The sequence below is a fragment of the Streptomyces corallincola genome, from assembly GCF_019104725.1.
GTDB classification, from domain to species: Bacteria; Actinomycetota; Actinomycetes; order Streptomycetales; family Streptomycetaceae; genus Streptomyces; species Streptomyces corallincola.
Genome location: NZ_JAHRXF010000013.1, coordinates 91,924 through 115,392 on the forward strand (window position 1 = coordinate 91,924; position 23,469 = coordinate 115,392).

Here is a 23,469-nt window from a genome sequence, read left to right on the forward strand (position 1 = left end):
TACCGATGTCGTTTCCCCTGCTGACAGCGACGGCGGCGCTCCCGGCCCTCGGGGCGGTCGCCACGGCGGCCGTCCCCGCGAGCCGCCGCTCCGCCGCCAAGTGGCTGGCGCTGCTGGTCTCGCTGGCCACGCTCGCCCTCGCGGTCGTCGTCCTGGTCCGCTTCGACCCGGACGGCGCCCGCTACCAGCTCACCGAGTCGCACGCCTGGATCAAGAACTTCGGCGTCCGCTACGAACTCGGCGTGGACGGCATCGGGGTGGCGCTGCTGGCGCTGACCGCGCTGCTGATCCCGTTCGTGGTGCTGGCCGGCTGGAACGACGCCGACCCGCTGGAGACCGGCAGCCGCCGCTGGCGGCCCACCCAGGGCTTCTTCGCGCTGATCCTGGCCGTCGAGGCGATGGTGATCATCTCCTTCGAGGCCACCGACGTCTTCCTCTTCTACATCTTCTTCGAAGCCATGCTGATCCCGATGTACTTCCTCATCGGCGGCTTCGGGGACCGGGCCCACGAGCACGGCGAGGAGGCGGCGGCCACCCAACGGTCGTACGCCGCCGTGAAGTTCCTCCTCTACAACCTCGTCGGCGGTCTGATCATGCTGGCCGCGGTGATCGGTCTGTACGCGGTGGCGGGGAACTTCTCCCTCACCGAGATCGCCGCCGCGCGTGCCAACGGCTCGCTGCACATGGCGACTTCGACCGAGCGCTGGCTGTTCCTCGGCTTCTTCTTCGCCTTCGCGGTGAAGGCGCCGCTGTGGCCGCTGCACACCTGGCTGCCCAACGCCATGCAGGAGTCCACCGCCCCGGTCGCCGTGCTCATCACGGCGGTCGTGGACAAGGTCGGCACGTTCGCCATGCTCCGCTTCTGCCTCCAGCTGTTCCCGGAGGCCAGCCGCTGGGCGACCCCGGTCATCCTGGTCCTCGCCCTGATCAGCATCGTCTACGGCGCCCTGCTCGCCGTGGGACAGCGGGACATCAAGCGGCTGGTGGCGTACGCGTCGATCTCGCACTTCGGCTTCATCATCCTGGGCATCTTCGCCATGACCAGCCAGGGCCAGTCCGGCGCGACGCTCTACATGGTCAACCACGGGCTGTCCACGGCCGCGCTGATGCTGGTCGCCGGGTTCCTCATCACCCGGCGCGGCTCCCGGCTCATCGCGGACTACGGCGGGGTGCAGAAGGTCGCCCCGGTGCTCGCCGGGACGTTCCTCATCGGCGGCCTGGCCACCCTGTCGCTGCCCGGCCTCGCGCCGTTCGTCAGCGAGTTCCTGGTGCTGGTCGGCACGTTCGCCCGCTATCCGGTGATCGGGATCATCGCCACCTTCGGCATCGTCCTGGCCGCGCTCTACACGCTGGTCCTCTACCAGCGCACCATGACCGGCCCGGTGAAGCCCGCCGTCGCCTCGATGCCCGACCTGAAGGCCCGTGAACTCCTGGTCGTGGGCCCGCTGATCGTGCTGCTGATCCTGCTGGGCGTCTACCCGAAGCCCGTCACGGACATCGTCAACCCGGCGGTCAAGCAGACCATGTCCGACGTACACCGAACCGACCCCAAGCCCGCGGTGGAGGCGTCCAAGTGAGCGCGACAGCCGTCCACAACCTGTGGACAACCGCAGCCGACCCGATCGCCAAGATCCCGGCCCCGAAGATCGAGTACGGCCAGCTCGCCCCGGTACTGATCGTCGCCGGAGCGGCCCTGGTCGGGGTGCTCGTCGAGGCGTTCGTGCCGCGCCGTTCCCGGTACTACACACAGGTGTTCGTCTCCGTCGTCGCGCTGTGCGCCGCGTTCGCCTCCGTGGTGGCGCTCGCCGCCGACGGCTACGGCACCACCAAGGCGCACATCGCGGCGATGGGCGCGGTCGCGGTGGACGGGCCCGCGCTGTTCCTCCAGGGCACCATTCTGCTGGCCGCGCTGGTCGGCCTGTTCACCTTCGCCGAGCGGCGCCTCGACCCCGAGGCGCACGGCAGCCGGGTGGACTCCTTCGCCGCGCAGGCCGCCTCGGTGCCGGGCAGCGACAGCGAGAAGGCCGCCGTCAAGGCCGGGTTCACCACCACCGAGGTGTTCCCGCTGCTGCTGTTCGCGGTCGCGGGCATGCTGGTCTTCCCGGCCGCCGACGACCTGCTGACCCTGTTCATCGCGCTGGAGGTGCTCTCCCTCCCGCTGTACCTGCTGTGCGCGCTGGCCCGCCGCAAGCGGCTCATGTCGCAGGAGGCCGCGGTCAAGTACTTCCTGCTCGGCGCGTTCGCCTCCGCCTTCACCCTGTTCGGCATCGCCCTGCTCTACGGCTACGCGGGCTCCATGTCGTACGCCCGGATCGCCCAGGTCGTGGACGGCACGGCGACCGGTCTGGACCCGGCGCTCGCGGACACCACCGGCAACGACGCGCTGCTGCTCATCGGTATGGCGCTGATCGTGATGGGTCTGCTGTTCAAGGTCGGCGCGGTCCCGTTCCACATGTGGACCCCGGACGTCTACCAGGGCGCCCCCACCCCGGTCACCGGCTTCATGGCCGCCGCGACCAAGGTGGCCGCGTTCGGCGCGCTGCTGCGCCTGCTGTACGTCGTGCTGCCGGGCCTGCGCTGGGACTGGCGGCCGGTCATGTGGGGCGTCGCCATCGTCACCATGCTGGGCGGCGCGATCGTCGCCATCACCCAGACCGACATCAAGCGCCTCCTGGCGTACTCCTCCGTCGCGCACGCCGGTTTCATCCTGGCCGGTGTGATCGCCACCAACCGCGACGGCGTCTCGTCGGTGCTCTTCTACCTCGCGGGCTACTCCTTCGTGACCATCGGCGCCTTCGCCGTCGTCACCCTGGTCCGCGACGCGGGCGGCGAGGCGACCCACCTCTCCAAGTGGGCGGGCCTCGGCCGCCGTTCCCCGCTGGTCGCGGCGGTCTTCGCGGTCTTCCTGCTGGCCTTCGCGGGCATCCCGCTGACCTCCGGCTTCTCCGGAAAGTTCGCGGTCTTCTCGGCCGCGGCGAACGGCGGCGCGGCCCCGCTGGTGGTCATCGGTGTGATCTCCTCGGCCATCGCCGCGTTCTTCTACATCCGCGTCATCGTCCTGATGTTCTTCAGCGAACCCCGCCCCGACGGCCCCACCGTCGCGGTCCCCTCCCCGCTGACCATGACGGCCATCGCGGTGGGCGTCGCGGTCACCGTGGTACTGGGCGTGGCGCCGCAGTACTTCCTGGATTTGGCCAACCAGGCGAGCGTCTTCGTACGCTAACGATCACCGGCACACGGCACACGGCACACGGCAGCGGCCCGGCACCCCCTGGGGGTACCGGGCCGCTTGCTGTCGGGGGCCGGGGGAAACGGACGGGACTCCCTCGAACGGGTGAGTGGCATCCGTGTTCCGGGACGAGTGGGGCGCTCATCCGCCGGGGGCACCTGTGGACAACTTTCGGGCTTGTCGGCGGAGCCCCCTATCGTGGGGGAGTGGTCGAGGGACGACGTGCGGGGTCATGGTGACGGGCGGTACGGGTGTGAGCGGCGAGACGGCGGAGACGGGAGCGGGCGGCGGTGAGGCGCTGGCCACGCTGCACCGGGTGTTCGGGTACGACGCGTTCCGGGGCGAGCAGGAAGCGATCATCGAGCACGTGGTCGCGGGCGGTGACGCGCTGGTCCTGATGCCGACCGGTGGCGGCAAGTCGCTGTGCTACCAGATCCCGGCGCTGGTCAGGCCCGGTACGGGCGTGGTCGTCTCGCCGCTGATCGCGCTCATGCAGGACCAGGTGGACGCGCTGCGCGCACTCGGGGTGCGGGCCGGGTTCATCAACTCCACGCTGGACTTCGACGAGCGCCGCACGGTGGAGGCCGAGTTCCTCGCCGGTGAGCTGGACCTGCTGTACCTCGCCCCGGAGCGGCTGCGGGTCGAGGCCACGCTCGACCTGCTCTCGCGCGGCAAGATCTCCCTCTTCGCCATCGACGAGGCCCACTGCGTCTCCCAGTGGGGCCACGACTTCCGCCCCGACTACCTCGCCCTGTCCCTCCTCGGCGAGCGCTGGCCGGACGTCCCCCGTATCGCCCTCACCGCCACGGCGACCCGCGCCACCCACGAGGAGATCACCCACCGGCTGAACCTCCCCGACGCCCGCCACTTCGTCGCCAGCTTCGACCGGCCCAACATCCAGTACCGGATCGTCCCCAAGGCCGACCCCCGCAAGCAGCTCCTCGCCTTCCTCCGCGACGAGCACGCCGGGGACGCCGGGATCGTCTACTGCCTCTCCCGGAACTCCGTCGAACGCACCGCCGAGTTCCTCAACACCAACGGTGTCCGCGCGGTGCCGTACCACGCGGGTCTGGACGGCTCCGTCCGTGCCGACCACCAGTCCCGCTTCCTCCGCGAGGAGGGCCTGGTCGTCGTCGCCACCATCGCCTTCGGCATGGGCATCGACAAGCCCGACGTCCGCTTCGTCGCCCACCTCGACCTGCCGAAGTCCATCGAGGGCTACTACCAGGAGACCGGCCGCGCGGGCCGGGACGGCCTCCCCTCCACGGCCTGGATGGCGTACGGCCTGAACGACGTCGTCCAGCAGCGCAAGCTCATCCAGTCCGGTGAGGGCGACGAGGCGTTCCGCCGCCGCGCGGGCGCCCACCTGGACTCGATGCTCGCCCTGTGCGAGACGGTCCGCTGCCGACGCGGCCAGCTCCTCGCCTACTTCGGGCAGGAACCGCCCGCCGAGGGCTGCGGCAACTGCGACACCTGTCTGAGCACCCCGGAGACCTGGGACGGCACGGTCGCCGCGCAGAAGGTGCTCTCCACCGTGGTCCGGCTCCAGCGCGAGCGCGGGCAGAAGTTCGGCGCCGTGCAGATCGTGGACATCCTCCTCGGCAAACGCACCGCCAAGGTCATCCAGTTCGACCACGACCAGCTCTCCGTCTTCGGCATCGGCGCGGATCTGACCGAGGCCGACTGGCGCGGGGTGATCCGCCAACTCCTCGCGCAGAGCCTCCTCGCCGTGGAGGGGGAGTACGGCACCCTGGTCCTCACGGAGGCCAGCGGCACCGTACTGCGCCGGGAGCGCGAGGTCCCGCTCCGCAAGGAACCGAAGCGGCCGACCGCGTCGCGCTCGGGTTCATCGGGTTCCGGCTCCGGTCGCGGCGGCAAGTCCAAGGCGCCCGCCGTCGAACTCCCCGCCCACCTGGTCCCCGCCTTCGAAGCCCTCCGCGCCTGGCGCGCCGAACAGGCCAAGGAACAGGGCGTCCCCGCCTACGTCATCTTCCACGACGCCACCCTCCGCGAGATCGTCACCCAGTCCCCCGCCACCGTCCGCGACCTGGGCACGATCAGCGGGGTGGGCGAGAAGAAACTGGCGACCTACGGGGAGGGAGTCCTGGCCGCGTTGCACGCCCGAACCCCGCCCTCCGGACCGGCCCCCGAAGAGTCCCCTGAGTCGCCGGAGAACCCGGAGTCCCCGCAGTCTCCGGAGTCCGACTGGCCGGAGCCCCCCGACGAACCCGGCCCGGAGGACTGGGACTGAGGGGGACTGGGACTGAGGACTGGGACCGGGGAGCAGGCCCACTGAGCCGAGGGCAGACGCCCCGCGCCGCCCCCTCCGCCGGGCTGCGGCGCCGTCCCACCCCGCCCGCTTCCGGAGGGCTCAGCCCAGTGCCGACAGGCCCGGGGCGAAGGTGATCAGGAGCGGGACCAGGGGAATCAGCGCGGCCAGGGCGGTCGTGAGGGCGCGCTGGCGGCGCCGTAGCCGGGGCGGTGGGGCGAGGAGACGGTCCACGCGCTCGCCGAGCAGGCGTCGGCTGGAGGCGCAGGAGAGCACGCCCCGGTGCTGGTTCAGCTGGATGAGGGCGAGCGCGGTGGTGAGGTGGCCGCAGCGCCGGGAGGCGGTGTCGTCGGCGGCGAGTTCGACCAGCCGGTGGGTCTGGTCGCGGAAGTGGGCGAAGAGGGGCACGCGGGGGAAGCCGGTGGCGAGGGCGGTGGACAGGTGCAGCAGCCAGTCGTGGTGGGCGCGCGCGTGCCCCCGCTCATGGGTGAGCACCGCGTCGAGCTGATGATCGGTGAGCCGGTGCAACGCCCCCGTGGTCACCACGAGCCGCGCGGGATGCCCCGGCATCCACCAGGCGTCCGGATACTCGTCCTCCAGCACCAGCATCGGCCCCCGCTCCACCGGCAGCCCCGCCGGAAGATCCGGCGCCCGCTCCCGCAGCTCGGCCCGCGCGCTGCCCCGGCTGCGCCGTACCTCCACCAGCTCGCGGGCGAGCACCGCCGTCGTCCAGGCGGCCCCGCAGGCCAGCAGCACGGTGAGGATGGAGGCCCACACGGGTGCGGCCGAGAGGCCGTACGCGGCGGTCACGGCGGCCGGGGCGGGGGCGAAGACATGATCGCGGACGGTGTGGAAGACGGCCGCCGTGCCCAGGACCAGCGCGGTCGAGCAGCACAGCAGCACCGTGGCGACCAGGCACTGCCACACCCACAGCGCGACCACCGGTTCCCGCTCCGGCCACGCGGCCCGCGTCAGCGCGCGCGGCACCGGCACGGCGGCGGTGAGGCCGACGACGCTCAGCAGGAGCAGGCAGACGGTCATGCCGGGGCCCCGGTTTCCTGGTAGCGGCGGGACGGGAGGACGGAGGATCGGCCGGAACACGCGGAGCGCGGCGGACGGACGGGGCGCGGCGACGCGCCGTACCGCGCGCGCCCCCGCCCGTCAGTATGCCGCCGCCCTGCCCCCACGTCAGTCCCCCGAACGAGGCGGCCGAAGTTCCGTGCGGGCGGTACGGGTTGAGCCGTGTCCGGTCCGGAGGCGCGCGGGTCTCACCCCGCCACCACCCGCCCGCGCACCTCCCCGAGTCCCACTCGCGCCCCGTCCTGACCCGGCGCCCAGGCGGTGAGGACGACCTCGTCGCCGTCCTCCAGGAAGGCCCGCTTGCCGGTGGGCAGGTCGAGCGGGTCGCGGCCGTTCCAGGTGAGTTCGAGCAGGGAGCCGCGCTGGCCGGGCTCGGGCCCGCTGACCGTGCCGGAGCCGAACAGGTCGCCGGTACGCAGGGACGCGCCGTTGACCGTCATGTGGGCGAGCTGCTGCGCGGCCGTCCAGTACATGGTGGCGAACGGCGGCTCGGAGACCGTGTGGCCGTTGACGGCGACGGAGATCCGCAGGTCGTAGCCGCCCGGCTCGACGTCCGGCGCGGAGTCGTCCAGGTAGGGCAGCAGTGGGTGGGTGCGCTCGGGCGGCGCGGTGCGGGCGGGCTCCAGCGCCTCCAGTGGGGTGACCCACGCCGACACCGAGGTGGCGAACGACTTGCCCAGGAACGGGCCGAGCGGCACGTACTCCCACGCCTGCACGTCACGCGCCGACCAGTCGTTGAGCAGGCACAGTCCGAAGACGTGCTCGCGGAAGTCCCCGAGCGCGACCGGCCGCCCCCGCTCCGACGGCGTGCCCACGACGAACCCGACCTCGGCCTCGATGTCCAGCCGGACCGACGGGCCGAACACCGGCACCGGGTCGCCGGGCCCCTTGCGCTGCCCGGACGGCCGTACGACGTCCGTGCCCGACACCACGACCGTGCCCGCGCGGCCGTGGTAACCGATCGGCAGATGCTTCCAGTTGGGGGTGAGGGAGTCCTCGGCGTCGGGGCGGAAGATGCTGCCGACGTTACGGGCGTGGTGCTCGGAGGCGTAGAAGTCCACGTAGTCCGCGACCTCGAACGGCAGGTGCAGGGCGACCGAGGACAGCGGGTGGAACAGCGGCTCGATCACCGTGCGGTGCGAGGGGACCGTCACCCACGCGGTCAGCGCGCGCCGCACGTCCGACCAGGCCGTCCGCCCGGCCGCGAGCAGCGCGCCGAGGTCGGGGCGGGCGAGCAGCGAGACGTACGGGGAGCCGAGCGCGGCTGCCGCCGCACCCGCGTCCAGGACGTGGTCACCGAGGCGGACGCCGACCCTCCGGCCGCCGGACGCGTCACCGGGCAGGGAGAATACGCCGTACGGGAGGTTGTGCGGGCCGAAGGGATCGCCCTCGGGGACGTCGAAGGGGGGCATGGGTGTGCCTCACTCTCAGCCGGGGCCGTGCATGGCGGTGCGAACCATGTGGTCGCGCCACATGTGTGGTCCCGCCACACGTTACGGGTGGGTCGCCTGTCTTGGGCAGGGTCACAAGGTGTGGTCGTAAGACATGTGTTCAGGCACTACCCACGGTGTCTAAAGAGTTCGCAATGTCCGAACGGTCCCTGTCGGAGGCCGTAATTCCGGCTTAGCGTCCTTCGGGGGAAGCGGACGGGGTGGGACCGGGCCGCACCGGGGGGACACGTGGGGGGACCCGTGGCCGTGAGCACCGCCGGCATGCCGCCGGACGCCGACCGGGGCGTACCCGGACTGATCGTCAAGTTCGGTGACTACCCGCTGCACCACGGCGGGGTCGGCGCCATCCGCAGCCTCGGCAGGCTGGGCGTCCCGATGTACGCCGTCACCGAGGACACCTGGACGCCCGCCGCCGCGTCCCGCTATCTGACCCGCGCCTTCGTCTGGCCGACGACCGGCGCCGAGGACCCCGGCCGACTGGTCGAGGGCCTGCTGCGGATCGGCCGCCGCATCGGCCGCCCGGCCGTGCTGGTGCCGACCGACGAGGAGGCCGCCGTCCTCATCGCCGAGCACCAGGAGGAACTGGCCGGGCCGTTCCTCTTCCCGCGCGTGGACCCCGCGCTGCCCCGCCGCCTCGCCAGCAAGCGGGGCCTGCACGAACTCTGCGCGGCACACGGGGTGCCGAGTCCCGAGGCCGCGTTCCCGGAGTCGTACGAGCAGGTCGTCGCCTTCGCGGAGCAGGCCCGCTTCCCGGTGATGGCGAAGAACCGCGAGGCGTTCGTCCGGCGCAGCCGCCCGGCCGTGCACGGCACCACCCGCGTCGCCACCCGGGCCCGGCTGCTCGCCCTCGCCCGCGAGTGGGGCGACCGACCGGGGGTGATCCTCCAGGAGTACCTGCCGAGGGAGCAGGCCGAGGACTGGATCGTGCACGCCCACATAGGTGCCGACCACACACCGCGCGCCCTTTTCACGGGGGTCAAGGTCCGCTCCTGGCCGCCGCACGCGGGGATGACGGCGAGCGCGTACGTCGTGGACAACCCCGAACTCGCCGATCTGGCCGCCCGGTTCGTCAAGCAGATCGGGTTCACCGGGATCGCCGACCTCGATCTGCGCTTCGACCGGCGCGACGGGCGGTACAAGATGCTGGACTTCAACCCGCGCATGGGCGCCCAGTTCCGGCTGTTCGAGAGCGAGGCGGGCGTGGACGTCGTTCGCGCGCTCCACCTCGATCTCACCGGCCGCCCGGTCCCGGCCGGTGAACAGCGCGCCGGGCACCGGTACGTCGTGGAGAACATCGACCTGCCCGCCCTCCTCGCCTACCGCCGCAGCGGCTACACCACCCCGCACGCCCCCGCCCGCGCCACCGGCACCGAACCGGCCTGGTTCGCGGCCGACGACCCGATGCCCTTCCTGACGATGCTGGCCCGCTCCGCGCGGCCGGGGGCGAAGCATCTGTACGAGCTGTGGCGTGCGGGGCGGGGGAGCGGGGGCGGGGGATAGGGAGGCGGGGGCGGGCGGTTGGGCGATCGGTTGGGGGAGGGGGAGGCGGGAGGGGTCAGTCCCACATGTGCCTCCACCACATGTGGGGGCCCCACATGGGCTCGCCTCACATGACATGTGGGGGCCCCACATGTGCTCGCCCCACATGAGTCCGCCCCACATGTGCTCGCCCCACACGGCCCCGCACCGCAGGTCACACCGCACACCGCACCACCGCACCACCGCACGAAGAGAGGCACCGCCACCGCCGACCGTGGCGCACCGCGTCCTGGGGAGGGACTTTCGTGATTCGACCGGTTGCAGTGATCGGGGCCGGGCCGTACGGCCTGTCCACCGCCGCCCATCTGCGGGTGCGCGGCATACCCGTCCGGATCTTCGGTGAGCCGATGACCGCGTGGCGCGACCACATGCCCGCCGGGATGCTCCTGAAATCGACCCCGGCCGCCTCCGACCTGGACTGCCCCCAGCCCGGCCACACCCTCGCGGACTACTGCGACGCGGCGGGCATCCGGCGGCTGGTGACGGACGAGGACATCGTGCCGGTGGAGACGTTCACGGCGTACGGCGACTGGTTCCAGCGCAGTCTGCTGCCGGAGCTGGAACGGGTCCGGGTGGTGTCCGTGGAGCGGGACGGCAGCGGCGGGTTCGCGCTCAAGCTGGACTCGGGGGAGGAGTTCACGGCGCGAGCGGTGGTGGTCGCCACCGGGCTCACCGGGTTCGCGCACCTCCCGCCCGAGCTGGCCGGTGCCGTGCCGGACGGCCCGTCGGCCACCGGAGTGCTGTCGCACAGTTCGCAGTGGCACGACCTCGGCCGGTTCGCGGGCCGGGATCTGATCGTGGTCGGCGCGGGACAGTCGGCGCTGGAGACGGCGGTGCTCGCGGCGGAGGGGGGCGCGCGGGTCCGGGTGGTGTCGCGCGGGCGGGGCCGGGTCGCGTTCGGCGCGCCGCCCTGGGAGCAGCCGAGGCTGCGCCCGGAGTCGCCGTTCGGCCGGGCCTGGTCGCTGTGGGCGCTCAGCTACTACCCACAGCCGTACCGCTTCCTGCCCGAACCGGTCCGGCACACCCTGGTCCGCCGGGTGCTCGGCCCGCTGGGCGCGTGGTGGCTGCGCGAGCGGTTCGCCGGGCGGGTCGAAGTGCGGGAGGTGGAGCGGGTGTTGGGCGCCGAAGCGGCGGACAGCGGGCCGGTTCTGACGGTACGCGGCCACGACGGGCGCACCGAGCGGCTCGACGCGGACCACGTCGTCGCCGCGACCGGCTACCGCGTGGACGTCGCCGCCCTCGACTTCCTCGGCCCCGGCCTCCGCGCCCGCCTCGCCACCGGCCGTGGCGCCCCCCGCCTCGGCCCCGGCTACGTCTCCTCCCTCCCCGGCCTCTACTTCACCGGCCTCCCCGCCGCCGCCTCCTACGGCCCGGTCATGCGCTTCGTCTGCGGCACGGCTTTCGCCTCCCCGCGCCTGGCACGGCACTTGGCGTCGGCGCACGGGTAAGTCCATTGCGGGGCAGAGGAGTTGGCCTCCAGTAAGCGGGGCGAGAGGGTGAGCGTGGTTTGTGGGCTGTGCGAGGCGAGAGGGTGAGCGGGGTTTGTGGGCTGTGCGGCACCGCGACCGCTCGCCCCGCTCCCGGCCCGAGGCAGGCCCATGTGGACCCGTACACCGCTCAACTCGGTTGATGCCGACCGCCCGAGGGGCGGGAACAGGGACTTGTGCCGCTAACCCCCGCCTCCAGCAAGGTCACGCCACCCAGAACCGGCCCACCCCAGCGGCCGGAACAGGGCCCGACCCCTGGAGGACCCATGAGCACGCGACGACCTCAGCAGCCCCAGCAGCCGCCCCAAGCCGCACCGCCGGACCGAGCCCCACAGCCGCCCCAGGCCCCGCGAGTTCCGCAGCCCGAGCAGCAGCAACTTCCCGAAGCGCGAGGGGGATTCGCCCGGAAGGCCGCCCGTGCGGTCTTCGGCGCGGTCGCCGCCGCCACCGTCCGCGAAGCTGTCCGCCGCGTGCTGGACGCACTCCTCGACGACATCCCCTGACCCTGGCATGCTGCCCTGCCCCAACTCCCTTACCGGCCGGATGAGTCGGTGGTGTCCATGATCCGTATTCTCTGGTCATGGCCCCATCCCCGCCCTCATCCCCCGCGTACGCGCTGATCGTCACCGACCTGGACGGGACGTTGCTGCGCGGTGACGACACGGTCTCGGCGCGGACGGTGGCCGCGCTGGGGCGGGCGGAGCGGGTGGGGGCGCGGCATCTGGTGGCGACCGGGCGGCCGGTGCCGCGGGTGCGGGCGCTGCTGGCCGGGCTCGGTGCCACGGGGCTCGCGGTGTGCGGGCAGGGCGCGCAGCTGTACGACGCCGGGACGGGCCGCATGCTGTGGTCGGTCCGGCTGGACCGGGAGCTGGCCGAGACGGCGCTCGGCAAGATCGAGGCGGAGATCGGGGAGGTGTACGCGGCCGTGGACCAAGACGGCGTGGACGGGCTCACCCTGATCGAGCCGGGCTACCGGATGCCACACCCCACGCTGCCCGCCGTCCGGGTGGAGCGGCGCGCGGAGCTGTGGCGGGCGCCGATCAGCAAGGTGCTGCTGCGCCATCACGCCCTGGGTGACGACGAGTTGGCGGCGGCGGCCCGCGCGGTGGTCGGCCCGCTCGCCACCGTCACCATGTCCGGGCCCGGCACCGTGGAGCTCCAGCCGAGCGGGGTGACGAAGGCGACCGGTCTCGCGCTGGCCGCCGAGCGGCTGGGCATCCCGGCGGAGCGGGCGCTCGCCTTCGGGGACATGCCCAACGACGTGCCGATGTTCGAGTGGGCCGGGCACGCGGTGGCGATGGGCAACGCGCACCCGGAGCTGAAGGCGGTCGCGGACGAGGTCACGACGTCGAACGAGGACGACGGCATCGCCGTCGTCCTCGAAGGACTGTTCCCCTGACATCACCGGCGGCTACGGCCCGGCCGCTACGGCCCGATCGGCCGGGTCGGTCCGCTCGGTACGCGCCGAATCAGTACGCGCCGAACACGTTGTCGATCGAGCCGTACCGGTGCGCCGCGTAGTTGCAGGCGGCGGTGATGTTGGCGACCGGGTCGTAGATGTTGAAGGACGTTCCGGCCACGTGGTACGCGTTGAACGTGGGGTCGATGACCTGGAGCAGACCCTTGGAGGGGATGCCCTTGGCCGCGTTGGAGTCCCACAGGTTGATGGCGTTGGGGTTGCCGGAGGACTCGCGGATCACGTTGCGGTGGATTCCGTTGTAGGAGCCGGGTATGCCCTTCTGGGCCATGATCGCGAGGGACTCACGAATCCAGCCGTCGAGGTTGTTGGGGTACCCGGCCGGGGTGGTGGAGATGGTCGCGGCGGTGGCGACGGCCGGGGTCGCGGCGGACGCGCTGGTCGCGCCGATGATCGGCAGGGCGAGCACGGCGGCCCCGGTGCCCGCGGCGGCGAGCGTGCGGACGAGGCGGCTGGTGCGGGCGCGACGGGGCGTGGCGGCAGCGGGCAGGGCGGCAGCGGACATGGCGGAATTCCTCTCCGTCGCCTGCGAGGTGAGCTGTCGGGTTCGGGCGGGGAGGTGCCCGGCCGTGCCCCCGAAGGAGTCACGGCTTCACCCCGAGCCGGAACGGTCCGGCACGTTGCGACACGTGCCGTACCGGCCGGCGGCTTACCTGGGTCCCCCGCTCCTGCCGTACGAAAGAACTCGTGGGATGGGTGTGTCGGACGCGGCAGGATTCGGCGTTCGTCCGATGTGCCCGGAAGCTATGCGAGAGCACATGTCCGGAACAAGTGTCAGATCGATATAAAGCGCCGCTTGGGCTTGATCCATACCTATTTGGGCACTTGATCCTTTGCGACCGCACACCCTCAACTCGCCCTGTGTGCAAGGGCAGAAGGCAGTGAATGTCCTGTGTGCGGGCAATGATGCGCGGGTGACTCACTTCACGAAATACCAAACAACACCAAATCGGACATGGGTGGTTTGGGGGCTCTGCGGAGTGCAATCCGGAAACTGTTCGCGGGTCGTCGGCGCCCGGTAATGCTCCGTACGACAAAACGGACGAATTGCTGTTAAGTGGAGTGATGGCTGCCCGTATCAGATGATCAAAAACATACCGGCCCTGACCTGGTGCGAGCCGACGCCGACCGGTGGGCGCTATCGGTGATCGAAACAGGACCGGATACGCTGAGTTGAGTGGTGGCAGCGACCTATCGACAAACCGCCGTGTGAGCGCCAGCAGACACCAGCAGACAGGAGACCCCTCGTGACCGTCGTCGGGCCGTTCGGGCTGAGCGTGCGGGACCAGGCTCTGGAAGCCGATGTCCAGGCCGGATTGGCGGCTGTCGAGGAGGGCCTGCTCGAAGCCACCAAGAGCGAGGTCCCCTTCATCACCGAGGCCGCGCAGCACCTGGTGCAGGCCGGGGGGAAGCGATTCCGCCCGCTGCTGGTGATGCTCGCGGCCCGCTTCGGCGACCCGTACGCGCCGGGGGTCGTCCCCTCCGCCGTGGTCGTGGAGCTGACCCACCTCGCCACGCTCTATCACGACGACGTCATGGATGAGGCGGCCGTGCGCCGGGGCGTGGACAGCGCCAACACCCGCTGGGGCAACTCCGTCGCGGTGCTCACCGGCGATTTCCTCTTCGCGCGCGCCTCCCAGATCCTCGCGGACCTCGGCCCCGAGGCGGTGCGCGTCCAGGCCCTCGCGTTCGAACGGCTGGTCACCGGCCAGATCCTGGAGACCGCGGGGCCCGTGGACGGCCGCGACCCGGTCGAGCACTACCTCGACGTGCTCGGCGGCAAGACCGGTTCCCTGGTCGCTGTCTCCTGCCGGTTCGGCGCGATGATGTCCGGCGCCGACGACACCGTGGTGGACGTGCTCACCCAGTACGGGGAGCGGCTCGGGGTCGCCTTCCAGCTCGCGGACGACGTCCTCGACATCGCTTCCGACTCCCACGAGTCCGGCAAGACCCCCGGCACCGACCTGCGCGAGGGCATCCCGACCATGCCCGTGCTGCGGCTGCGCGAGCGCGCCCTCCGGCTAGGGCTGCCCGAGGACCTGGCCCTGGTCGAGCTGCTCGACTCCGACCTCACCGACGACACCCGGCACGCCGAGGCGCTGGCCGGACTGCGCGCCCACCCCGCGCTGGAGCAGGCCCGCCGGGACACCGTGCGCTACGCGCAGGAGGCCCGCGCCGCGCTCGGCCCGCTCCCCGAGTGCGACGCCAAGGCGGCCCTGACCGAGCTGTGCGACGCGGTCGTGCACCGCGCGGGCTGAGCCCCCGGACATCCCCCGGAGGGATCGTGCATCGCGCGGGCTGACCCCTCCGGAGATCCCCCCGGCGATCACCCCCTACGGCCCCCGCTCCACCCCTCAGGGGTCCGCGACCGCTCCCACCAGCGGTTCCGGTGTCCCAGGGGGGACCGGACCCCTAGGGTGCGGCCCGTTCTCCCCGCCCGGCGTCATACCGGAGGCGTACACACAGGTGCCTCCGTGGTCTGACGCTTTCCGCCTGCGGATTTGGTCAGATGGACACACGGAAGAATCCGCACCGATCACCGATCCGGGTGAAAATGGCGGCTCAGGGTGTGGGGCACTTCCCGGTCCGGACGGACGTTGAAGGTTCGGGGACAGTGTGAGGACAGCCGCCGCCGACGACGGAGGTAGGGCAAAGATGGCACCGTACGAAACCGATGACACGGCGGGAGCCCCGCAGGGCGAGCAGCCCCGCTCCCGCCGCCGCGCGGCGCGGTACGTGGTCCCGGTCGCGGTGGTGGGTGTCGCCGCGGGCACGATCGGCCTCGTCCCGGCGCTGGCGAACTCCGGCGACCCGGACCTGCCGAAGATCAGCGCGCAGCAGCTCATCGAGAAGATGGCCACGTCCGACGTCCAGGAGCTGTCCGGCACCGTCCGGATCAGCACCGACCTCGGCCTGCCCGACCTCGGCGGACTCGCCGACGGCATGACCTCCGGCGCGGGCCGGGGCGGCGACGGTTCCTCCGCCGACCCCGCCCAGCACCTCACCGAGCTGGCCAGCGGCACGCACACCCTCCGGGTGGCCGCCGACGGCCCCGAGCGCCAGAAGCTCTCCCTGCTGGAGAAGGGCGCGGAGTACAGCGTCATCCACAACGGCAAGGACGTCTGGGGCTACGACAGCAAGACCAACCAGGTCTTCCACCGCGCCGACGCCCACCCGGGCGACCGGCAGCGGGACGAGTCGCGGGGCACCCCGGACGACTTCGCCAAGGAAGCGCTGAAGCGGGTGGACAGCACCACCGCCGTCACCGTGGACGGCACCGCCCAGGTCGCCGGCCGGGACGCCTACAAACTCCAGATCAAGCCCAAGCAGTCCGGCAGCACGGTCGGCGCGATCACCATCGCCGTGGACGCGAAGAACTACGCGCCGCTGAAGTTCACCCTCACCCCGAGCAGCGGCGGCGCCGCCGTCCTAGACGCGGGCTTCACCCAGGTCTCCTTCGCCAAGCCGTCCGCCTCCACCTTCGACTTCACCCCGCCCAAGGGCGCGAAGGTCACCGAGGGCGGGCAGGGCGACTCCGGCCACCACGACAGTTCCGGCAAGGGCGACGGTTCCGCCAGGCCCGACACCTCGGCCTCCGGCGACGACCAGTTCATGAACCCCGCCGAGGGCTTCACGCACGGCATGAAGGGCGGCAAGGTCATCGGCAAGGGCTGGAACGCCGTCGCCACCTTCGACACCGGGTCCAAGAACGGGCTGCCCTCCGCCTCCGCGAGCGGTGACGCGGGCGGCTTCCTGAACTCCCTCGGCCAGCCGGTCTCCGGCACGTTCGGCAAGGGCACGGTCTATTCCACCCGCATCGTCAACGCCCTGGTCACCGACGACGGCAAGGTCTACGTCGGCGCGGTCACCAAGGACGCGCTGGTGAAGACGGCGAACACGGCGAACACGGCGGGCTAGTCCCTCCGGGGGTTCGCGGGCGCACGGGTTCGTGGGGTTCGCGGGGGGTCTTCGGCGGTGCCGGTTGACCGGTGCCGCCGGGGGCTCCCGGTTTTCCGGCCGCCGTTTCCGGCGCCGCCCGGACCGGAGCCGTAGGGTCGAGCCGTACGCCTCACCGCCGAGCCGTACGTCGAGCGGGAGCGAGGGAGCCAATGGACGACGAACCGTACGCACCTCCGTCCGCCGGGCCCCCAGGACTCCCGTCCGCACCCCCTCCCGTCATCGCCACGCGCGGCCTCACCAAGCGCTACCGGGGCGGTCAGCTCGCCGTGGACGGGCTGGACCTCACCGTCCCGGCGGGCAGCGTCTTCGGGTTCCTCGGGCCCAACGGCTCCGGCAAGACCACCACCATCCGCATGCTGATGGGCCTGATCGAGCCCACCTCGGGCACGGTGAGCGTCCTGGGCCGCCCGATGCCCCGCGCCACCCAGGCCGTACTCCCCGAGGTCGGCGCGCTCATCGAGGGCCCGGCGCTCTACGGCTTCCTCTCCGGCCGGGACAACCTGCTGCGCTACGACGCGGCCGACCCCACCGCCGACCCCCGCACCCGGCGTCCGCGCGTGGGTGCCGCGCTGGACCGGGTCGGGCTCGGCGCCGCCGCCGGGAAGAAGGCGCGCGCGTACTCGCTCGGCATGAAGCAGCGCCTCGCCATCGCTGCCGCCCTGCTCCAGCCGCGTCGGCTGCTGGTGCTGGACGAGCCGACCAACGGCCTCGATCCGCAGGGCATGCGGGAGATCCGGGGCCTGGTCCGGGCGCTGGCCTCGGACGGTACGACCGTCTTCCTCTCCTCCCATCTGCTGGACGAGATCGAACAGGTCTGCACGCACGCGGCCGTGATGGCGCGGGGCCGCCTCCTCACCCAGGGCGCGATGGCCGACCTGGCCGCCGGGGCGCGCGGACGGCTCGCGGTGACCACCCCGGACACCGCCGACGCGGCCCGCGTGCTCAAGGAACAGGGCGTCACGGACCTCACTGTGACCGGCGACCGCGTCTCCGGCGAACCGCCCGCGCGGGACCCCGCCGAGATCAACGCGGCGCTGGTCGCGGCGGGGGTCCGGGTGCGCGGCTTCGCCGTCGAACGGGCCTCGCTGGAGGACGCGTTCGTGGCGCTGACCGGAGAGGGATTCGATGTCGCAGGCTGACGCCCCCGTACCCGTACCCGTACCCGCGTCCGGGCCCGTGGCGGAACCTCCACCTCCGCGTCGGCCGCGTCCGCTGTGGAGCCTCGGTCTGCTGCGCAGCGAGCTGTTCACCACCCTGCGCCGCTGGCGCACCCTCGCGCTGCTCGCGGTACTCGCGGCGGTGCCGGTGCTGGTGGGGATCGCCGTACGGGTGCAGACGAGTGACGGCGGGTCGGACGGGGACGGCGGCAACGGACCGGCGTTCATCGCACAGATCACCAACAACGGGCTGTTCCTGGTGTTCACGGCGCTGGCCGCCACCCTGCCGTTCTTCCTGCCGCTGGTCGTCGGCGTGATCGCGGGGGACGCCGTCGCGGGCGAGGCGGGCGCGGGCACCCTGCGCTATCTGCTGGTCGCCCCGGCCGGGCGCACCCGCCTGTTGCTCACCAAGTACGCGACCGTGCTGGCGTTCTGCCTGCTGGCCACGCTGGTCGTCGCGGTCACCGCACTGATCGTCGGCGCGCTGCTGTTCCCGCTCGGCGACCTCATGACCATCTCCGGCACCCGCATCACCTTCGCCGACGGACTCCTCCGCGCCCTGCTGATCGCCCTGGTCGTCGCCGCCTCCCTGGTCGGCATCTCCGCCCTCGGCCTCTTCGTCTCCACCCTCACCAACAGCGGCATCGCGGCGATGGCCACCACCGTCGGCCTGCTCATCACCGTCCAGATCCTCGACCAGATCCCCCAACTCCACGCCATCCAGCCGTACTTGTTCTCCCACTACTGGCTGTCCTTCGCAGACCTCATGCGCGAACCCGTCTACTGGGACGACCTCGTCAAGAACCTCGCCCTCCAGGGCGGCTACGCGGTGGTGTTCGGCACGGCGGCGTGGGCGCGGTTCACGACGAAGGACATCACGGCGTGAGGGCCGCTGCGCTCGGGAGCGGCCCGCGAGCCCCTGGTGCGAGGCTGTGACGCCGTAGTGACGTGCGGGGCCGGGGATCGGGGACAGACTGGTCGGCAGGACGGTACGACCGGGCGGTGGCGCCGGGGGAGTGAGGAAGCGATGCCTCGACTGAGCTTCGAGAAGCAGCGGGTGCGGCAGACCGCGCACGCGACGGCGGTACGGGTACGGGTGGTGGACGCGGGCCGCGCCTGGGTCGGTGGTACGGCGGTCCTCGCCGCGCCCGGCCAGGAGATCCAGCAGTCCGTACTCGACCACCTCCAGCGGCTCGCCATCAGCCTCGGCGCCCCCGTACAGGCCACCGTGCACGACGACCGGACCGGCTGCGTGGTCCCGCTCGAAGTCGCGGCGGACGGGTCCAGCCGGATGGTGGGGGAGGCGGTGCGGGCCGCCGGTACGACCGGCTCCGCAGCGGCTGCTCCGGCCGCGTCCGGTGCGGCACTGGGCGTGCCCGGTGCTCCCGGTGTGACAGGTATGACTGGCGTGCCCGGCGGCATGGTGCAGGCGCCGTCATGCGCGGTGTTCGGGCCGCCGCCCGTCATGGACGTCTCCGGTGCCCGGCCGGACCCGGCACCCGTCGCCTGGCCCGCCGCCGCCGGACAGGACGCCCCGGAGGCCGAGGTCGTCCTCCCGCCGGAGCCCGCGTCGCCCTTCGAACCGGCGCGCGAGCCGGGGCACGGACCCGTGCGCGAGCCGGGGCGTCGTACCGCGCCGCAGCCCCAGCCGTCCCGCGCGCCCGCGCCCCTGCTGGAGACCGGGCTCATCGACCCCGACGACACCCCCACGCCCCCGCGCGGCTTCGACGCCGTGGCCGAGGAGGTGCTCGGGGACGAACCGGTGACCGAGACCGCCGAGGGCGCCGAACTGCTGACCGCGCCGATGGCCCTGATCAACGCGGCCGTCCGCGAGGGCCGCCTCGAAACGGCGGCCGACCTAGCCGCCCGTACCGTCACCGAGGCGTCCACCGTGCTCGGCCCGTGCCACCCCGAGGTGCTGCACCTGCGCGAGCTGACCGCGTACATCGCCTACCTCGCGGGCGATCCCGCCGGTTCCTTCGGTCTCTCGATGGACCTGGCCCGGCTGCGGCGGCAGGCGCGTGACGCGGAGGCCGCCTACGGCAACGTACGCAGCGCCGCCACCGCTTGGCGCGGGGTCCGCGACCCGGAGGAGGGGCTGCGGATGGGCGCCGAACTGATCGCCCTGTGGACCGACCTCATGGCCGAACCCGGCCCGGCCGCCGCCGAACCCGAGCCCCTGGAGTCCGCCCACTCCCGCATGACCCGCCTGACGGCACGGGCAGCGGCCCAGCGGTAGGGCGGCGGACGGGCAGCAGGGCGCGGCAGCCGGGCGGGCGCGGGGCGGGTTGCGGGGCGTGGAGCCGCGTCACGGGCCCCGGTACGCTCCGGCGGCTCACTGCACGCAGAACTCGTTGCCCTCCGGATCGGCCAGCACCGTCCACTCGCCCGCCGGTTCGCGCACCTCGCGCAGGACCCGTGCGCCGAGTGCCGTCAGCCGCGCCACCTCCGCCGTACGCTGCCCGGCCGGAGCGTGCACGTCGAGGTGCAGCCGGTTCTTCCCGGCCTTCGGCTCGGGGACGCGCTGGAACAGCAGCCGCCGCCCCAGCCCCGTCCCCGTCTCGGGGTCGCAGGGGTCCTCGGGGTGCCGTACGGCGATCAGATCGCGGAAGGCGGCGCGGCCGTGGTGCTCCACGGTCGCCTCGCCGGGCAGCGCGCCGAGCGTCAGCAGGCGGGCGATCAGCGCGCTGTTGTCCTCGACCGTGTAGTGCAGCGCGGCGGCCCAGAAATCGGCCTGCGTGTGCGGGTCGGCCGCGTCCGCGACGAGTTTCCAGTGCAGGGGAGCGGGAGCGGAGGCGGGAGGAACGGGGGTGGTGGCGGGGGGTTGGGTGGGCATGGACCACTTATAGCGCGGGGGTACGGCAGGGGGGCGTACGACAGCGCAGGGGTGCGCCGGGGATGCGGGAGGCGCGCCGGGGCGGGCGGCAAGATGCGGCTTAGGCACGGGGCGGCCCGGGTGCCGGGTGCCGGCCCGGGTGCCGGGGGCGGCCGGGGTGCCAGGAGCCGGACCGGTCAGGCGTCGGCTGTCTCCGCCGGCTCGGTCGCCGCAGTGGTCCGAGGAGTGGGCAGTCCCAGGCCCGATGCCCCGGCCCCTGCCATCGCCGCGACCCGTGCCCGGCGGGCCGAACGCAGCGCCTCCCAGGTGAGGAGGATCAGCGCGAGCCAGACCAGCGCGAACCCGGCCCAGCGTTCGGCGGGCATGGACTCGTGGAAGTAGAGGATGCCCAGCACGAACTGGAAGACCGGGGCCAGGTACTGGAGCAGGCCCAGCGTGGAGAGGGGCACCCGGATCGCCGCCGCGCCGAAGCAGACCAGCGGGATCGCCGTGACCAGGCCGGTGGCGGCGAGCAGCGCCGCGTGCCCGGCGCCCTCGGCGGCGAAGGTGGACGTGCCGTGCGCCGACAGCCAGAGCAGATAGCCGAGCGCGGGCACGAACTGGATCGCGGTCTCCGCCGTCAGCGACTCGATGCCGCCCAGCCCGACCTTCTTCTTCACCAGCCCGTACGTGGCGAACGAGAACGCCAGGACCAGCGAGATCCACGGCGGACGCCCGTAACCGATGGTCAGCACGACCACCGCGAGGAAGCCGACGCCGACCGCCGCCCATTGCACGGGCCGCAACCGCTCCTTCAGCAGCAGCACACCCATCGCTATGGTCACCAGCGGATTAATGAAGTACCCCAGCGACGCCTCGACCACATGGCCGGAGTTCACCGACCAGATGTAGACGCCCCAGTTGACCGTGATGACGGCCGCCGCGAGCGTCACCAGCGCGAGCCGCTTCGGCTGCCGCAGCAGCTCACCGGCCCACGCCCAGTGCCGGGTGAACAGCAGCGCCACCCCGACGAATGCCAGCGACCACACCATGCGGTGGGCCAGGATCTCCAGCGCCCCGGCCGGTTTGAGCAGCGGCCAGAACAGCGGGACCAGACCCCACATGCCGTAGGCGGCGAAGCCGTTGAGCAGACCTGTCCGGTGTTCCCCCTTGGACGACCCGGTCACGGGCGGCCCTCCTTCTCACGTCGCGGCGACGTACGCACACTCATGCGCATTCACGCACGCGAGAACGACGGTAGCGCCGCCCGGCCCGGCTGTCATGCCCGTATCGCCATACGGTCATGACAGCCGAGCCGAGCCGAGCCGAGCCGAGCCGGGCCGGGCCGAGCGGGCCGGGCGGGCCGGGCCACGCGGGGTGGCACGGGGGCATGGGGTCACGGGGGGTCGGGGGGCTACGGGGTCAGGAGGCGAGGGCGGTGGCGATGGCCTCGCGCAGCGGGGTGGTGGGGCGGCCGGTCAGGCGGGACAGGTCGCCGGTGGTGACGACCAGCTCGCCCTTCTCGATCCGCGTGTCCACCTCCGCGAAGATCTCCACCAGCGGCGCGGGCAGTCCGGCCCCGGCGAGGATGCCCTTCATCGTCTCCACGGGCACCGCGTTGTACACGATCTCCCGCCCGGTGGCCCGGCTCAGCTCCGCCGCGTACTCCGCGAAGCTCCACGCCTCGTCCCCGCCCAGCTCGTACGCCGTGTTCTCGTGCCCCTCGCCGGTCAGCACCGCCACGGCCGCCGCCGCGTAGTCGGCGCGCGAGGCGGAGGAGACCCGGCCCTCGCCCGCCGCCGCGACCACCGCGCCGTGCTCCAGCACCGGGGCCAGGTTCCCGGTGTAGTTCTCGTGGTACCAGCCGTTCCGCAGCAGGCTGTACGGCAGCCCGGACGCGGTCAGCAACTCCTCGGTGGCGCGGTGGTCGTCGGTGAGCGCGGCGTGCAGGCTCGCCGGTGCGCTGGTGTACGCGAGCAGCGCCACGCCCGCCGCCTTCGCGGCCCCGATCACACCGGCGTGCTGACGCACCCGGCCCTTGTCGAACTCGTTGCCCGAGATCAGCAGGACCTTGTCCCCGGCCGCGAACACGCCGTCGAACGTCTCGGGCGCGTTGTAGTCGGCCACGGCGATCCGCACGCCGCGCGCGGCCAGCCCGGCCGCCTTCGCCTCGTCCCGGACGACCGCGGTGACCTCCCCGGCCGGGACCTGCTCCAACAACTGCTCCACGACCAGCCGGCCGAGGTGTCCGGTGGCGGCGGTGACGACGATGCTCATGGGCTGCGCACTCCTGGGTGGGATGTCCTGCGGGTGGATGTGTCTCCACCCTAGGAGGGGTGCTTACTGAGGGAAAGTACCCACTTTTAAGTAAGGTACCTACCTTGAAGTAAGGTACTGGCATGGCAGTGAGCCCAGCAGTCGATGCCCCCGGTCCCTCCGACCGCCCCGGTCCGCGCCCGCGCAACACCCTGGAGGCCGAGGCGCAGTGCCCGTACCGCCTCGTCCTGGAGCACGTCACCAGCCGCTGGGGCGTGCTCGTCCTGATCGAACTCCTCGACGGATCACGGCGGTTCAGCGAACTGCGCCGGGCGATCGAGCGGGTGGCGCGGGTCAGCGAGAAGATGCTCACCCAGACCCTCCAGACCCTGGAGCGCGACGGCCTCGTGCACCGCGACGCCAAGCCGGTCATCCCGCCCCGCGTGGACTACACCCTCACCCCGCTCGGCCGCGAGGCCGCCGAACAGGTCCGCCTCCTCGCCCGCTGGACCCACCGGCGCATGGACGAGGTGGAGGAGTCCCGCCGGGCCTACGACGAGGCGCGCGCGGCACGGGCTTGAACAGATGGTGTGAGCGCCGGGTGCCGAAGTGGCCCGGAAGGCGTGCTTCCGGGCCACTTCGGTGTACGGGTACGGCGTAGGCAGTACGGGTCACGGCGAGACGAGTCACGGCCGGGTGAGTGACGGCAGTACGGGTCACGGCGGGACGAGTCGCGGCCGGATGAGTGA

The 23,469-nt window shown here is 72.4% G+C and carries 19 protein-coding genes and 1 riboswitch; of the genes, 13 read left to right on the forward strand and 6 right to left on the reverse strand.

Going from position 1 to position 23,469, the window contains the following annotated elements; genetic code table 11:
• Positions 1-5: 5 nt before the first annotated feature.
• The 3 genes from KUM39_RS11810 to recQ all read left to right on the forward strand — a co-directional run bounded on the left by KUM39_RS11810 (position 6) and on the right by recQ (position 5,480).
• Positions 6-1,577 carry an NADH-quinone oxidoreductase subunit M gene (locus tag KUM39_RS11810; RefSeq protein ID WP_217785504.1) on the forward strand — a complete coding sequence of 524 codons (1,572 nt, stop codon included), beginning with the start codon at positions 6-8 and terminating at the stop codon, positions 1,575-1,577.
• On the forward strand, positions 1,574-3,223 hold the full coding sequence (nuoN, locus tag KUM39_RS11815) for an NADH-quinone oxidoreductase subunit NuoN (protein ID WP_217785505.1): 1,650 nt from the start codon (positions 1,574-1,576) through the stop codon (positions 3,221-3,223). The genes KUM39_RS11810 and nuoN overlap by 4 nt, the downstream gene beginning before the upstream one ends.
• Before the next feature lie 238 nt (positions 3,224-3,461).
• On the forward strand, positions 3,462-5,480 hold the full coding sequence (gene recQ, locus KUM39_RS11820) for a DNA helicase RecQ (protein WP_217785506.1): 2,019 nt from the start codon (positions 3,462-3,464) through the stop codon (positions 5,478-5,480).
• A gap of 120 nt (positions 5,481-5,600) precedes the next feature.
• Here recQ and KUM39_RS11825 read toward each other — a convergent pair whose 3' ends face one another.
• Together KUM39_RS11825 and fahA are read right to left on the reverse strand one after the other, a co-directional pair.
• On the reverse strand, positions 5,601-6,539 hold the full coding sequence (locus tag KUM39_RS11825) for a M56 family metallopeptidase (RefSeq protein WP_217785507.1): 939 nt from the start codon (positions 6,537-6,539) through the stop codon (positions 5,601-5,603).
• A gap of 227 nt (positions 6,540-6,766) precedes the next feature.
• On the reverse strand, positions 6,767-7,990 hold the full coding sequence (gene fahA / locus KUM39_RS11830) for a fumarylacetoacetase (RefSeq protein WP_217785508.1): 1,224 nt from the start codon (positions 7,988-7,990) through the stop codon (positions 6,767-6,769).
• A 300-nt stretch (positions 7,991-8,290) separates the two neighbouring features.
• On the opposite strand from fahA, the gene KUM39_RS11835 reads away from it, so the two are divergent.
• From KUM39_RS11835 to KUM39_RS11850, 4 genes are all read left to right on the forward strand, one after another.
• Positions 8,291-9,529, forward strand: coding sequence for a carboxylate--amine ligase (locus tag KUM39_RS11835; RefSeq protein ID WP_217785531.1), 1,239 nt, complete (start codon positions 8,291-8,293; stop codon positions 9,527-9,529).
• Between the two features lie 284 nt (positions 9,530-9,813).
• Complete coding sequence (locus tag KUM39_RS11840) at positions 9,814-11,016, forward strand: NAD(P)-binding domain-containing protein (protein WP_217785509.1); 1,203 nt, start codon at positions 9,814-9,816, stop codon at positions 11,014-11,016.
• Positions 11,017-11,321: 305 nt separating this feature from the next.
• Entirely contained in the window at positions 11,322-11,558 is a 237-nt protein-coding gene (locus tag KUM39_RS11845) for a hypothetical protein (RefSeq protein WP_217785510.1), read from the forward strand.
• A gap of 77 nt (positions 11,559-11,635) precedes the next feature.
• The gene (locus KUM39_RS11850) at positions 11,636-12,454 is read left to right on the forward strand and encodes an HAD family hydrolase (protein WP_217785511.1); all 819 of its coding nucleotides are present in this window, start codon (positions 11,636-11,638) and stop codon (positions 12,452-12,454) included.
• A gap of 70 nt (positions 12,455-12,524) precedes the next feature.
• Here KUM39_RS11850 and KUM39_RS11855 read toward each other — a convergent pair whose 3' ends face one another.
• On the reverse strand, positions 12,525-13,022 hold the full coding sequence (locus tag KUM39_RS11855) for a transglycosylase SLT domain-containing protein (protein ID WP_217785532.1): 498 nt from the start codon (positions 13,020-13,022) through the stop codon (positions 12,525-12,527).
• Between the two features lie 20 nt (positions 13,023-13,042).
• Positions 13,043-13,265: riboswitch (cyclic di-AMP (ydaO/yuaA leader) on the reverse strand.
• Between the two features lie 514 nt (positions 13,266-13,779).
• Between KUM39_RS11855 and KUM39_RS11860 the strand changes: the two genes are divergently transcribed.
• From KUM39_RS11860 to KUM39_RS11880, 5 genes are all read left to right on the forward strand, one after another.
• Positions 13,780-14,790 (forward strand): polyprenyl synthetase family protein, encoded by a 1,011-nt coding sequence (locus KUM39_RS11860; protein ID WP_217785512.1) that lies wholly within the window; start codon positions 13,780-13,782, stop codon positions 14,788-14,790.
• A gap of 397 nt (positions 14,791-15,187) precedes the next feature.
• Positions 15,188-16,450, forward strand: a complete 1,263-nt coding sequence (locus KUM39_RS11865; RefSeq protein WP_217785513.1) for a LolA family protein — start codon at positions 15,188-15,190, stop codon at positions 16,448-16,450.
• A 191-nt stretch (positions 16,451-16,641) separates the two neighbouring features.
• The gene (locus KUM39_RS11870; protein WP_217785514.1) at positions 16,642-17,631 is read left to right on the forward strand and encodes an ABC transporter ATP-binding protein; all 990 of its coding nucleotides are present in this window, start codon (positions 16,642-16,644) and stop codon (positions 17,629-17,631) included.
• Positions 17,618-18,535 (forward strand): ABC transporter permease, encoded by a 918-nt coding sequence (locus tag KUM39_RS11875; RefSeq protein WP_217785515.1) that lies wholly within the window; start codon positions 17,618-17,620, stop codon positions 18,533-18,535. Before KUM39_RS11870 ends, KUM39_RS11875 begins: the two co-directional genes overlap by 14 nt.
• A gap of 141 nt (positions 18,536-18,676) precedes the next feature.
• Positions 18,677-19,888, forward strand: coding sequence for a hypothetical protein (locus tag KUM39_RS11880; RefSeq protein ID WP_217785516.1), 1,212 nt, complete (start codon positions 18,677-18,679; stop codon positions 19,886-19,888).
• Between the two features lie 96 nt (positions 19,889-19,984).
• Here KUM39_RS11880 and KUM39_RS11885 read toward each other — a convergent pair whose 3' ends face one another.
• The 3 genes from KUM39_RS11885 to KUM39_RS11895 form a co-directional block, all read right to left on the reverse strand.
• The gene (locus KUM39_RS11885) at positions 19,985-20,485 is read right to left on the reverse strand and encodes a VOC family protein (protein ID WP_217785517.1); all 501 of its coding nucleotides are present in this window, start codon (positions 20,483-20,485) and stop codon (positions 19,985-19,987) included.
• A 176-nt stretch (positions 20,486-20,661) separates the two neighbouring features.
• Entirely contained in the window at positions 20,662-21,651 is a 990-nt protein-coding gene (gene rarD / locus KUM39_RS11890) for an EamA family transporter RarD (protein ID WP_217785518.1), read from the reverse strand.
• A 235-nt stretch (positions 21,652-21,886) separates the two neighbouring features.
• Positions 21,887-22,741 carry an SDR family oxidoreductase gene (locus KUM39_RS11895; protein ID WP_217785519.1) on the reverse strand — a complete coding sequence of 285 codons (855 nt, stop codon included), beginning with the start codon at positions 22,739-22,741 and terminating at the stop codon, positions 21,887-21,889.
• A gap of 122 nt (positions 22,742-22,863) precedes the next feature.
• Here KUM39_RS11895 and KUM39_RS11900 point away from each other — a divergent pair, with 122 nt between their 5' ends.
• Positions 22,864-23,301 carry a winged helix-turn-helix transcriptional regulator gene (locus KUM39_RS11900; protein ID WP_217785520.1) on the forward strand — a complete coding sequence of 146 codons (438 nt, stop codon included), beginning with the start codon at positions 22,864-22,866 and terminating at the stop codon, positions 23,299-23,301.
• Positions 23,302-23,469 lie beyond the last annotated feature (168 nt).